The organism is Sphingomonas sp. R647, assembly GCF_020177055.1.
Lineage (GTDB): Bacteria > Pseudomonadota > Alphaproteobacteria > Sphingomonadales > Sphingomonadaceae > Sphingomonas.
This window is the reverse complement of the sequence record NZ_JAIQXT010000003.1, coordinates 458,783-471,376: the sequence shown is the minus strand read 5'-3', so window position 1 is coordinate 471,376 and position 12,594 is coordinate 458,783. Positions and strand designations below refer to the sequence as shown.

Below are 12,594 nucleotides of genomic sequence, written 5' to 3'. Positions count from 1 at the left end.
TGAACGGACGCGTTCAGTATGCTGACAATTCTGACAAAAAACGCCGTATGTGAGCGAGCCGCCTGACACTTCCGCGCGATGCTGGCGTGCGGGGGAGGCGGGGCGATGGGCATGACGGGAGTGTAATGAGTCGCGGGCTTGTAGGACAGCCCCCGGAGGTGGCGCTGCGTTTCGGACTCAGAAAGCCTTCACCTCGCAGCGCCAGCCACCTCAATTGCCTTCGGCGTCGACCATGAAGGTCACTGGTTTTCCCCGCGTCTCCGGCTCCCATCCCGCCGACAGCGCGGCGCGGACGCAGCGCGAAATCGTCGCGTCGTCGAGCTGGAGGCGACCGGGCGGCAACCCCTTCATCAGCCGCTTGGGTGGGGGAAATTCCACCAACGCCTCGCGCCGGGCATCGCGCTGTTGCAGGGAGATGGTCATGCCCCGCCACCCTTCGTCATCGGATAGATGCGGTTCGCGTTGCAGGTGCCAATCGTAGAGGGTGCCATCGACCTGAACGGCACCGCCTTTGTTTTGAGATTTCGACATAGGCGCGGCTCTTAGCATGACCGATCCGGCCAGGCCTAGCGGGCGGGCGAGAATGTGCAGCCGCTGGTTGCCGCCGAGCGCGAAAGCTGATTTGAGGCTGTGGTCAACCGGGCTGCGGCGGCTTTGGCTCGGTTGGTAGCGTGTACAGAGGCAACGCGGCAGGTTTTGGATTTTCAATGAATTATCGCCACTCCTTCCACGCCGGCAACAGCGCCGATGTGGTGAAGCACAGCCTGTTGATCGCGCTGGTCCGGGCCTTGCAGCTGAAAGAGGGCGCACTGACCCTGATCGACACCCATGCCGGGTGCGGGCTGTACGACCTTGGCGGCGATCAGGCGCAGCGCACCGGCGAGGCAGCGCAGGGGGTGGTGCGGGTCTTTGCCGATGCGAACCCGTTGCTGGACGATTACCGCGCGGCAGTGCGGGCGGTGAATGTCGGGGAGGAGCCGCAACTCTATCCCGGATCGCCGCAGTTCCTGGCGCAGCAGCTGCGCCCGCAGGACGCGCTGATCCTCAACGAAAAGCATCCCGAGGACGCCGGCGAACTGCGTCGCGTGATGCGCGGGTCGCCTGCGGCCGTGCATGAGCGCGATGCCTATGAATTGTGGCTGGCGATGCTGCCGACCCGAACGCCGCGCGGCGTGGTGGTGGTCGATCCGCCCTATGAGCAGACCGACGAGCGCGCCCGGATCACCGCCACCCTGGCGGCGGCGCACCGCAAATGGGCGCATGGCGTGACGGTCATCTGGTATCCGCTGAAGGACCGCGTGACGCATCAGCAGTGGAAGAACAAGCTGCGGAACCTGCGCATCCCGAAATTCCTGGTCGTCGAGCATTGGCTGTACGATGCCGACCAGCCGGGCATCTATAACGGGGCGGGCCTGTTCATCGTCAATCCGCCCTATGCCTTCACGCAGGAATTGCCGCCGCTGTTGGAAGCGCTCCGCGCGACACTCGCGCCGGACGGGCATCGGGGCGTGATCACAGCGGACTGGTTGGAAGCCGACGGTCGGTAGGCGACCGCAGCCATTTGCGGCGTCGCGCCCGCCTCACTGGCGGGGGGCGCTTGGGGATTGTGAGAGGCGGCGGAAGAAGAAGAAGACCCTCCCCAACCCCTCCCGCGAGCGGGAGGGGCTAGAAGCGTTACGGTTTGATCCCCCATTTGCCGAAGCGGGTATCGACCTGGGGGTCCATCATCCGCGCGGCGACGATGTCGGACTCCGATCCCGCCTCGCCGCGCGCCTTGCGGATCACCCCGCGCATGAACAGGCTGGCGGTCATTTCCGGCTGAGCGTCCAGCGCGGCGTTGAGGTCGCTCAGCGCCTCGTCGGTGCGGTCGAGGCGGAAATAGACCATCGCACGGCTGTCGAGCGCCGGAGCCGGACTGTCCATCAGCTCGATCGCGCGGGTGCAGTCGCGCAGTGCGGTGTCGAGCGCGACCTTGCGCGTACCCTTCAGCCAGCAGCGCTCGTTGAGCAATGCCGCGTTGCCGGGATGCGCCACGACCGCGGCGTCCAGCACCGCCAGCGCCTCGTCCACCTGCCCGCTTTGCGCCAGCAGGTCGGCCTGGATCGCCAGATAGCTTGGCTTTTCCTTGCCACCCGCGTCGATGTGGAGCTGGACCATTTCCAGCGCCTTGTCGTACTCGCCCTTCTCGCCGCGCAGGGTGATCGCGGTGCGGATCGCGTCGCCCGAACCGGGATCGAGTTCAGCGGCGGCATCGGCATCGGCAATCGCCTTGTCGAGCTGTCCCATCGCCTGATGCGCGCTTGCGCGCCGCAGATAGGAAACGACCGTCGGCGACAATGTGATCGCCTTGTCGAGGTCACGGACTGCAGCGGCGTTGTCGAAGACGCGCTCATGATACCAGGCGCGGTTGAAATAGCCGTCGGATTCGGACGGATCGGCGGCGACCGCCTGATCATAGACCGCCTGAATCTTCTTGAGCCCGCCAGACTTGCGCGCAGCAGCCACGTCCTGCCAGCGCTGCGGATAGGCGGCCGGCGCGACCGCGCGCAGCAGCCGGGTCTTGGCCTGCGCCAGTTCGCGCCGGGCCGCGCCGATCTCGGCGGGAGCAACCTCTTCGCCGGTGACGATGGTGCGATCCTCGACCGTGACGACATTCCCCGCCAGCGTGGCGCGGCGCGTGACCAGTCGGCCTGCCAGCTTTTCCGGCAATGTCTCGTCGCCTTCAAAGGTGAAACCCGCACCGCCCGCCGGGAGGCGATAGCTGGTGCGGATCCGCGCGTGCATCGCATCGCCGGTGGCGACTGGCAGCTCCCGCCATGCCGGACGACTGCGATCGGGTTCGAACCCGATTGCCGCCACCGCATTGTCGATTCCGGTTTTGTAACGCTCGCTCTCGCGTTCCCATCCCGGATAGGCGACCCCCGATGCGGTCACCACCACGGTCCCGGCCGCGTCGTCGAAGCTGAGGTCGCGCCGGGTATAGGTGCCGGTGTTGACATATTCGCCGACCAGGCGGGAGATCATCTTCTCCGTTTCCGCCTTGCCCAGCGCGGCTGAGGCACCGCGGACGATCTGCACCACCTGTCCGCGCATCGTCACCTTCAGCGTGAACGGCGCGGGCAGGTGGATGCTGGCGGTCTGGTCGATATCCAGTTCGGCATCGACATCGGGCCGCGCGCGGGGACGCAGCGGAAGCGCGATCAGCCCCGCCCCTTCCGTCCGCAGCGGGAGCACATGGCGGAAGGGCGGCGTGTTGCCGAGATCGGCCATCCGGTCGCCGCTCGACGTTCCATCGAGCCACAGGCTCTCGGTGCCGATCTGCACGCGCACGATGACATGGTCGAACGCCGCCGGCATTGGCAGGCGCGTGGGGACCAGATCGCCGAGCCGGCTGTGCACCAGCACCGCCTCTGCCTCGACCCCCAGTTCATGCAGGATCGCGAGCAGGATCAGCGTCTTGGCCTTGCAGTCGCCATAGCGCAGCGACCAGGTTTCGGCGGGTGATTGCGGGACATAATTGCCCTGCGCCATGCCGTTGAACAGGTACCGGACCTTGTCCTGCACCAGTTGCAGCGCGGCGGCGGTGCGGGCGCGGGGATCAGCCGAGGCGGACGCAATCGCCGCGACTTCCTTCGCCAGCGCGCTGCCCGGCGCGATCAGCCCCTTGGTCGCATAGAGCGGGGCCATGGTCTTCGCGACCGCACCCCAATCGGCATAGCTGGTTGCGTCGAGAAAGGTCATCGGCTGGAACCGCGCGGGCGCATCGCGCGGCATTTCGGGCGGCTTGGCGATCGGCAGCGCGATCTCAAGCTCGCGGTCGCCCCCGGCCGTCGCCACCGGGCCGGGCTTCACCCAGTCGGCATAAGCGCGCCAGTTGACCTTGGCCGCTGCGGGCCAGACCAGCCGGGCGCGACCGAAGCGCACCTGCATCGGCTGGGCGAACAGCGGCAGGCTGCCTTGCACCTTTCCGCCCAATGTCGGATCCTTGCGCGTGGTCGAATAGCGCAGCCGCAGGACATCGCCCACCCGCAGCCCTTCGACCGGCATGGTCGCGGTGAGCATGCCGTCGAGCTGCATCTGCTCCAGCTTCTGCTCGCGGCGCAGCACCGACAGTTCCTTGCCCCCCGCGAGGAGGTCGATCGTCTCGCCGCCACGCAGAATCTGGGCGCTATGGACGATCAGGTCGCCATGATCGGGGTTCCACGGCATCTGGACGGTTCCCGCCTGAGCCAGGATCTGGGCCGAGGCGATGCGCGTCGCGGTCTCGACATAATGCCATACCTGTCCGTCGGCGAGCCGCTGCTGGTGATCCATGACCAGGAATATCGGCGCGTCATCCGCAAGCTTCGCCATGTCGATCGGCGGGGCTGGCTTCACCCAGCCCGGCGCGGCGGCGTAGAGCGGCTTGTCACCCGCCCAGGCAGGCGCGGCGCTGGCGAGCAAAATGCCCAGGAACACGGACTTACGGAACATGGACAACCCCCGGTGTTTCCAAGCGAACCTAACGGCTCGCGATCCGGGGGCAAGCGCGATCACCTGAAATGATAAAATGCCTGCACCCGCCGCCGCCTTCCCCGGAACCTCCCCCGCCCCGACGGGTTGGTCGCCCCATGATCGTTACGAATCCGGTTCGGTCCGCGCAATGAGTCGCTGGGCGTGGGTGTGGCGCGTGGTGTCGCGGCGGCTGTGGTTTCGCGCGGCGGCGTTTTCGCTGGCGGCGGTGGTGCTGGCGTTGCTGGCGCCGCTGGTTGCGCCGCTGGTCCCGGTTACGCTGGGGGCGAAGATCGGGGCGGATGCGGTCGACAATATTCTGGGCATCATCGCGTCTAGCATGTTGGCGGTGACGACCTTTTCGTTGACCGCGATGGTGTCGGCCTATGGCGCGGCGACGTCGAGCGTCACGCCGCGCGCGGTGGCGTTGCTGGTCGAGGATTCGACGTCGCAGAATGCGCTGTCGACCTTTCTGGGCGCGTTTCTGTTCGCGATTGTCGGGATCATCGCGCTGTCGACCGGATTTTACGGCCAGCAGGGGCGCGTGCTGTTGTTCGTGGGCACGATCGCGCTGATCGGGGTGATCGTCGTCACGCTGCTGCGGTGGATCCAGCATATCGCGCTGCTCGGGCGGGTGCATGACACGATCATGCGGGTCGAGCGCGCCGGGGTCGCGGCGGTGGAGCGGATGCAGCATCGGCCGCGCATTGCCGGGCTGGCGGTGCCGCCGCTGCCGGACGGGGCGCGGGCGGTGCGCTGTGCCGGGCGGATCGGCTATGTCACCAATATCGATGCCGCCGAGCTGGGCGAGGTGATGGCGGGGTGCGGCGGGACGGTGCAGCTGGCGGTGCTGCCCGGGAGCTTTGTCGATTCCGGCCGGGTGGTCGCATGGGTGGTCGGCGGCGATGCGGGGGTGGACGCGCGCATCGCCGAGGCGATCACGGTCGAGCGCGACCGCAGTTACGACGATGACCCCCGCTTTGGCCTGATCGTGCTGTCGGAGATTGCGTCGCGGGCGCTGTCGCCGGCGGTCAATGATCCGGGGACGGCGATTGCGGTGCTGGGCGCGCAGTTGCGGGTGTTCGACAAGATGGCGCGGGTCGAGGGGCAGCCGGCCGATGACCGCGTGGTGTTCCCGGCGCTGGAGATCGAGAAGCTGGTGGTCGATGCGTGCCGCGCGATCGGACGCGACGGTGCGGGGACGGTAGAGGTCGCAGTGAAGCTGCAAAAGACGCTGGCGGCGCTGGCGGCGGTTGCGCCCGACTGGGCGGCGGCGGCGCGGCATGCGGCGGAGGACGCGAAGGCGCGGGCACGCGCGGCGCTGACGACGGATGAAGAGCGGCTGGCGGTGGTGCGGGCGTTTGAGGATTGGCCGGATTAGGGGGTGGTTGGGGGAGCGGTGTGGACGCCTTCGAAGTCAGTTCAGTCATCGCCAGCGGCGGGGCTTGAACCCGCACCTGCGAGAGGATCGCTGTAGCGATACGTCTACCAATTCCGTCACGCTGGCGAGGCGACGAGTAGCATCTTGCCCGTGTTATAACGACCCCTTGCTCACCTTCAGTTCTCGACCACTCTGTAGTTCGGATGGCCGTCAAACCGCGAGACAAACGCTTCGAAGTCGAGATCGCTTGTTTTTAGAACTGTGAGGTTTTGTAGTGCCGCATGGATGGTCGCGTAGACATAATGCTCTGCCGAGCCGATCACTTGATCGAGCATTCCCTCAAAGTGGCTCGAACTCACCCATTCCTCAACGCGGCTGCGAGCGTCATTCAAACCCCGCATGTTGCAACCGCCGCCGATGTGAAACGACTTCACTCCCGGGGTGATCTCATTCGGCCACTGAGCAACTACAACGTCAAAAGCTTCGCGGAGCACGCTTCGAGGCACATCTAGGACACGCATTCTTCGTTCTCCTTTGGAAGCGGATAGCATACACCGGAACGGCAGCTAAGCACCCAGCAACCAACACCAAGTTCGCCGCTCCGAAAGCGGCCCCTTGCCCATTCACGACCCAATCTCACCGCGAATGATAGAAATCATACACCTGCTGCGCCACCGCCGCGCTCACGCCGGGGGCCTTCTGTAGATCCTCCAAACTCGCCCCGCGCACCGCCTTGGCCGTACCGAAGTGCATCAGCAGCGCTTTCTTGCGCGCCGGGCCGATGCCGGGGACGTCGTCGAGCGGGCTGGCGCCGATCGCCTTGGCGCGCTTGGCGCGGTGCGCGCCGATGGCGAAGCGGTGGACTTCGTCGCGGAGCTTCTGGATGTGGAACAATGCCGGCGCGTTGGTCGGGAGCATGCGTTCGCTGCCGTCCATCAGGTGGAAGACTTCGCGGCCTTCGCGGCCGTGGTGCGGGCCTTTGGCGACGCCGACCATGCACACATCCTCGATCCCCAATTCCTCGAGCACGGCGCGGGCGGCGCTGAGCTGGCCCTTGCCGCCGTCGATCAGTACGAGGTCGGGCCAGATGCCCTTGTCGCGGTCGGGGTCTTCCTCCTGCGCGCGGGCGAAGCGGCGGGTGAAGACTTCGCGCATCATCGCGAAATCGTCGTTGGTGGCGGCGCTCTTGATGTTGAACTTGCGATACTGGCCGGTGCGGAACCCCTCTGGCCCGGCAACGATCATCGCGCCGACGGCGTGCGCACCCTGAATATGGCTGTTGTCATAGACTTCGATGCGGTCGGGCGGTTCGGGCAGGGCGAAGAGGTCGGCGATGTCGCGCAGGATCTTTGCCTGCGTCGTCGATTCGGCCATGCGGCGGTCGAGCGCCTCGATCGCGTTGCGCTTCGCCTGATCGAGCAGGCGGCGGCGCGTCCCACGCTGCGGCATGCCGATCGCGACCTTGCGCCCGGCGCGTTCGGCGAGCGCTTCGGAGAGCAATTTGAGATCGTCGAGGTTGCGGTCGACGAAGATGGTGCGCGGCGGGGGCACTTCCTCATAGAATTGCATGAGGAACTGGGTGAACACCTCATCCTCCGGCACATCGGCGGTGTGCGCGGGGAAGAAGGCGCGGTGGCCCCAATTCTGGCCGCCGCGGATAAAGAAGGCCTGGATGCCGATCTGGCCCTGTTTGGCGGCCATGGCGAAGATGTCGGCGTCGCCGATCCCCTCGGCATTGATCGCCTGTGACCCCTGGATGAAGGTGAGCGCCTTCAATCGGTCGCGCAGGATCGCGGCGAGTTCGAAGTCGAGATTTTCGGCGGCGGCCTGCATCTGCTCGCCCAGTTTCGCCTGAACCTTGGTCGATTTGCCCATGAGGAAGTCGCGGGAATCGGACACGAGTTCGGCATAGCCGGCCTTGTCGATGCGATCGACGCACGGGGCCGAGCAGCGGCGGATCTGGTAGAGCAGGCACGGGCGGTCGCGGGTGTTGAAGAAGCTGTCGGTGCAGCTGCGCAGGAGGAAGAGTTTCTGGAGCGCGTTGAGCGTCTTGCGCACCTGACCCGCGCCCGCAAACGGGCCGAAATAGTCGCCCTTGGCCCGGCGCGCACCGCGATGCAGCTGGACGCGGGGGAAGGCGTGGTCGCCGCGCAGGAGAATATAGGGGAACGACTTATCGTCGCGCAGCAGGACATTGTAGGGCGGACGGAAGCGCTTGATCAGCTGCGCTTCGAGGAGGAGCGCCTCGGCCTCGTTATTGGTGGTGACGACGGTCATCGACCGCGTCTGCGCGATCATGCGGCGCAGGCGATTGGATAGCTTGGCCGGTTGCGTGTAGTTGGCGACGCGGTTTTTGAGCGCGCGGGCCTTGCCGACATAGAGCACGTCGCCGCGCGCATCCTGCATGCGATAGACGCCGGGGCGGACCGGCAGCGTCGCGAGCACGTTGCGGATCGCGGCGACACCGGCGTCGAGGTCAGGCGTCTCCGACCCGCGCACGGCATAGGTGGCGGAGTCTTCGTTGAAGCGGTTGGGGGAATTGGGGTCGCTGGTCACCGGGGGGATGTAGGGAGTCCGGCGCTCCGGTCAAAGCGGAACCACGCTTGCCAAGCCCTCAGCGGCGCGACACACCATAGGCTATGCAGGGGCCGCATACCGAGCTGACAATTCGTTCCCGCTATGGATGGCTGCGGGATCTGATCCCGATCTACAGCCTGTTTCAGCTGGTCCCCAATCTCGCTGCGATCATCCTGATCCTGTGGCTGTATGACTGGCAGGCGCTGGTCACGAAGGACACGGTGCTGCCGCTGGTGGTCGGCTGGGTGCTGCAGTTCATGGCTCGACCGAGCGAGATGACCGTTTCGCATGCCGAAGCGGCGTGGGTCGAAGCGGCGCTTGATGACCAGGAGTTTTACGAGAAATCCGACACGGACGGGCGCTGGTGGCGCACCGGGCAGGATTGGTGGCAGCGCTGGCCGCACCAGTTTGTCACGCTGATACCGGGCGACCGGGTGACACTGGTCGCCCCGCGCGACGTGATGGAAGCGATCCGAAACGCGCTTGAGCTTATGGAGGAGCAGGGCGATTCATGGTTCCAGGGCGATCGTCCGTTCGCTCTGCAGCCGCCCGAGCCCGCGCCGCTGCACTGGACCGCACATGTTCCGGCCTTTGCGATCGGCGCAGCGAGCGTGCTCACGGCGGTCTGGCTGATCGCGACCCGCGGCCTGGACGGCATTGTCGATTGGGGGCTGTCCGCCGCCGCGCTGTCACAAGGTCGGTTCGAGACCATCTTTCTGCACATGTTCACGCATGGAGGCCTCTTGCATCTGGTGATGAACCTGTCGGTATTGGCGGCGATCGGCGGCATGCTGACGGTGCGGCTGGGGCCACCGCCTTTGGCTTGGCTGCGCTTTTTGCTGCTGTTCGTGTTCAGCGCTCTGGCCGGGGCAGCCCTGTTTCTGACGCTTCATCCGACGGGGACCGTGCCGATGGTGGGTGCGTCGGGGGGCATTTACGGCCTTGTTGCGCTATTGTTGCGCACACGCCCTGAGGGGGGACCGGTGCTCGCCATCCGATCGCGGACGATCCGGCGCAGCGGCTGGGCATTGGTCAAGGAGAATGCGTTCCTGTTCCTGCTGCTGGCGTTGATGTCATGGGTTGGCGATGCCACGATCGGATTGGCGTGGGAGGCGCATTTGGGCGGATTTCTGTTCGGACTGCTCGTCGGACCGTGGTTCCTGCCACGCGAAACCGGTGCCGAGGGCGATGGGGCCGCTGAACCGATGCCGCAGTCGCTATCCGCAGCCGGGTGAGCACGGCCCTTTCCAACGAATGCGCGTCTGACTACCCTCTGCTCAAACGCCTTTGGGGGATCCATCATGCGCCTGCTCACCGCCCTGCTCGCTTCGTCGCTGATCGCCGCGCCTGTGCTGGCGGAGCCGGACTTCGCGCCGGCGGTGGAGGCGGATTATGCGGCGCATCTGGAGGCGCTGTTCGTCGATTTCCACAAGAATCCCGAGCTGTCGTACAAGGAGAGCCGGACCGCTGCGATCATGGCGAAGGAGCTGCGTGCGGTCGGTGGGATCGTGGTGACCGAGAAGGTTGGCGGGACTGGCGTCGTGGGCGTGATGAAGAATGGCGATGGGCCGACCATCCTGCTGCGCGCCGATATGGACGGGTTGCCGCTGAAGGAGGATAGCGGGCTGGCCTATGCCTCAACCGTGACGCAGGAGGATATCGACGGCGTGGTGAAGCCGGTGATGCATGCATGCGGGCATGACGTGCACATCACGTCGCTGATCGGCACCGCGCGGCAGCTGGCGAAGCTCAAGAACCGGTGGAAGGGCACGGTGGTGTTCGTGGTGCAGCCGGCCGAGGAGCGGATCGGCGGCGCGCGCAAGATGATGGAGGACGGGCTCTATACCCGATTCCCCAAGCCCGATTATGCGGTGGCGTTCCATGTCACATCGGGCTTTCCGACCGGCAAGATCGGGCTGGAGCCGGGGATCAGCTCATCCTCCTCGGACAGCGTCGACATCACCGTGCACGGCATCGGCACCCATGGCGCTGCGCCGCATATGGGCAAGGACCCGATCGTGATGGGATCGCAGATCGTGATGGCGCTGCAGACGCTGGTGAGCCGCGAGATCGCGCCGTTGAAGCCCGGCGTGGTCACCGTTGGCGCGTTCCATTCGGGGTTCAAGCACAACATCATCAGCGATAAGGCCGAGCTGCAGCTGACGGTGCGGTCGGATGACGAGGATACGCGCAAGAAGCTGCTCGACGGGATCAAGCGGATCGCGACCAATGTCGGGCGGATGAACGGGCTGCCCGAGGATAAATTGCCGGTGGTGCGGGTCGGGTTCGAGTCGACCCCGGTGACGCTGAACGACCCGGCGCTGACGACGCGGGTGCGCGGGGCGTTTACCAAGGCGTTCGGCGCGGACATCCTCAAGACCGAACCGCGCGAGAGCATGGGGGCGGAGGATTTCGCCTATTTCATCGAGCAGAAGCTGGGCGTGCCGGGAGCCTATTTCGTGGTCGGCGGAACACCGCAGGCCGAGCTGGATGCGGCCAAGCGCGGTGAGAAGACGCTGCCCGCGCACCATTCGCCGTTCTTTAAGGTCGAGGCGAAGCCGGCGGTGACGCTGGGGACGACGGCGATGACGGTGGCGGTGCTGGATTTGTTGGGGAAGTAGCCAATCTCGTCCCCCGGACGTGTTCCGGGGTCCACTCCGACGCACCCGCGACGTGCGCGCCTCGTGCGCCGCGCTTGCCGCACAGTGGACCCCGGCACGGGGGCCGGGGTGACGATGAACAAGAAAAGGGGCGCCGGTCTTGTGACCGACGCCCCTTTTTCTTGTCCGGAACCCGCAGCTCAGTTGAGGCGCGAGAGGCCGGCGATCGTCTGGTTGACCAGTGCCTTGTCGGCGCTGGCGTCGTGCTTTTGCGCGATGATCGCACCGGCGGCCTTGGTCGCGGCTTCGGCGGCCGTGGCGCGGACCTGGTCGAGGGCGGTGCGCTCGGCAGCGGCGATCTTGTCCTCCGCCATCTTGGTGCGGCGGCGGATCAGGTCTTCGGCATCGGCCTTGGCCTTGACCAGCAGCGCCTGCGCCTCCTCGTCGGCATGGGCAACCATGGCGGCCGCCTCCTGCTCGACATTGGCAAGCTTGCGCGCATATTCCTCACGCAGCGCCTCAGCCTCGGCGCGAAGCTGGTTGGCTTCGTCCAGACGCGTGCGGATCGCCGCGATCTGCTTGTCGAGCATGCCGCCGATCGCCGACGGCACCTTCTTCCACACCACGATCAGGATCAGGCCGAGCATCGCCAGGCCGACCCACATCGTCGCGTCGATCCCGAACACCGCCGGCTTGGCGTGGTATACCTCGGCCGGGGCCGCGGTTCCTGCGGTCACTTGTGCTACCTCAGCCATTGAGCGCTGCCTTCACTGCCTGGCCGGCTTCCGCCGACGTGACGCTGACGCCCGACAGGCGGGCGACGATGTCGCGGGCGGCATCGGTCGCAACCGATTCGATCTCGCCGGCAGCGGCGGCACTGGCCTCCGCGATCCGGGCTTCGGCCGCGGTGACACGACCCTCGATCTCGGCATTGGCCGATGCCAGTGCGGCGTCGGTCTGGGCCTGCCCCTGCGCACGTGCCTCAGCGAGGCGCTTGCGCGCGGCTTCACGCGCAGCATTTTCCTGCGCGCGCCAGGTCTCTTCGGCCTGATCGGCCGCCGAGCGCGCCGCTTCCGCAGCGGCAAGGTCGTCCGCAACCGACTTGTCGCGCGCATCCATCGTGCCGGAAACCTTGGGCAAGATGCCCAGGCCGACGATCACGAAGGTGAGCCCGAAGGTCAGCAGCAGCCAAAAGATCTGCGACGCATAGGTCGCCGCGACTTGTTCGATCTGGGGCATTGGTCCGTCCTCTCGCGGTCCGTCCTCAAGTCCGCCCCGCGCGACGCGCAGGGCGGGAGAGACTTCAGGCGACGAAGATCAGCAGCACCGCCACGACGAACGCGAGCAGGCCGAGAAGCTCGGCAGCCGCGAAGCCGATGAACATGTTGCCCTGCTGGCTGGCAGCCGCACCCGGATTGCGCAGTGCGCCCTGAAGGAACGCCGAGAAGACGTTGCCCACGCCAAGCGCTGCAAGGCCAGCACCGATCGCCGCGAGACCGGCGCCGAGCAGCTTGATCGAATCTGCTTCCATTTGAATTACTCCTT

Annotated in this window: 11 protein-coding genes and 1 pseudogene; 4 read left to right on the top strand and 8 right to left on the bottom strand. The window is 66.2% G+C overall.

Annotation, left to right across the window (positions count from 1 at the left end; translation table 11 throughout):
• Nucleotides 1-210: 210 nt before the first annotated feature.
• Nucleotides 211-531, bottom strand: a complete 321-nt coding sequence (locus K9B35_RS09315; protein ID WP_224921704.1) for a hypothetical protein — start codon at nt 529-531, stop codon at nt 211-213.
• 176 nt (nt 532-707) lie between these two features.
• On the opposite strand from K9B35_RS09315, the gene K9B35_RS09310 reads away from it, so the two are divergent.
• On the top strand, nt 708-1,547 hold the full coding sequence (locus K9B35_RS09310) for a 23S rRNA (adenine(2030)-N(6))-methyltransferase RlmJ (RefSeq protein ID WP_224921547.1): 840 nt from the start codon (nt 708-710) through the stop codon (nt 1,545-1,547).
• Nucleotides 1,548-1,674: 127 nt separating this feature from the next.
• Here the strand turns inward: K9B35_RS09310 and K9B35_RS09305 are convergent, their stop codons facing one another.
• On the bottom strand, nt 1,675-4,473 hold the full coding sequence (locus tag K9B35_RS09305) for a DUF3857 domain-containing protein (RefSeq protein ID WP_224921546.1): 2,799 nt from the start codon (nt 4,471-4,473) through the stop codon (nt 1,675-1,677).
• A gap of 169 nt (nt 4,474-4,642) precedes the next feature.
• On the opposite strand from K9B35_RS09305, the gene K9B35_RS09300 reads away from it, so the two are divergent.
• Nucleotides 4,643-5,872 carry a DUF2254 domain-containing protein gene (locus tag K9B35_RS09300; protein ID WP_263622445.1) on the top strand — a complete coding sequence of 410 codons (1,230 nt, stop codon included), beginning with the start codon at nt 4,643-4,645 and terminating at the stop codon, nt 5,870-5,872.
• 49 nt (nt 5,873-5,921) lie between these two features.
• On the opposite strand, the pseudogene K9B35_RS09290 reads toward K9B35_RS09300, so the two are convergent.
• From K9B35_RS09290 to uvrC, 3 genes and pseudogenes are all read right to left on the bottom strand, one after another.
• Nucleotides 5,922-5,998, bottom strand: a pseudogene (locus K9B35_RS09290).
• A gap of 50 nt (nt 5,999-6,048) precedes the next feature.
• Nucleotides 6,049-6,393 carry a hypothetical protein gene (locus tag K9B35_RS09285; protein WP_224921545.1) on the bottom strand — a complete coding sequence of 115 codons (345 nt, stop codon included), beginning with the start codon at nt 6,391-6,393 and terminating at the stop codon, nt 6,049-6,051.
• A 115-nt stretch (nt 6,394-6,508) separates the two neighbouring features.
• Nucleotides 6,509-8,428 (bottom strand): excinuclease ABC subunit UvrC, encoded by a 1,920-nt coding sequence (gene uvrC, locus K9B35_RS09280; protein WP_224921544.1) that lies wholly within the window; start codon nt 8,426-8,428, stop codon nt 6,509-6,511.
• Nucleotides 8,429-8,511: 83 nt separating this feature from the next.
• Between uvrC and K9B35_RS09275 the strand changes: the two genes are divergently transcribed.
• Together K9B35_RS09275 and K9B35_RS09270 are read left to right on the top strand one after the other, a co-directional pair.
• Nucleotides 8,512-9,684 carry a rhomboid family intramembrane serine protease gene (locus K9B35_RS09275; protein WP_224921543.1) on the top strand — a complete coding sequence of 391 codons (1,173 nt, stop codon included), beginning with the start codon at nt 8,512-8,514 and terminating at the stop codon, nt 9,682-9,684.
• Nucleotides 9,685-9,750: 66 nt separating this feature from the next.
• Complete coding sequence (locus K9B35_RS09270) at nt 9,751-11,070, top strand: amidohydrolase (RefSeq protein ID WP_224921542.1); 1,320 nt, start codon at nt 9,751-9,753, stop codon at nt 11,068-11,070.
• Nucleotides 11,071-11,249: 179 nt separating this feature from the next.
• On the opposite strand, the gene K9B35_RS09265 is transcribed toward K9B35_RS09270, so the two are convergent.
• The 3 genes from K9B35_RS09265 to K9B35_RS09255 form a co-directional block, all read right to left on the bottom strand.
• Complete coding sequence (locus K9B35_RS09265) at nt 11,250-11,786, bottom strand: hypothetical protein (protein ID WP_412103454.1); 537 nt, start codon at nt 11,784-11,786, stop codon at nt 11,250-11,252.
• Between the two features lie 10 nt (nt 11,787-11,796).
• Entirely contained in the window at nt 11,797-12,288 is a 492-nt protein-coding gene (locus K9B35_RS09260; RefSeq protein ID WP_224921540.1) for an ATPase, read from the bottom strand.
• 64 nt (nt 12,289-12,352) lie between these two features.
• Nucleotides 12,353-12,580, bottom strand: coding sequence for a F0F1 ATP synthase subunit C (locus tag K9B35_RS09255; RefSeq protein WP_224921539.1), 228 nt, complete (start codon nt 12,578-12,580; stop codon nt 12,353-12,355).
• Nucleotides 12,581-12,594: the final 14 nt, after the last annotated feature.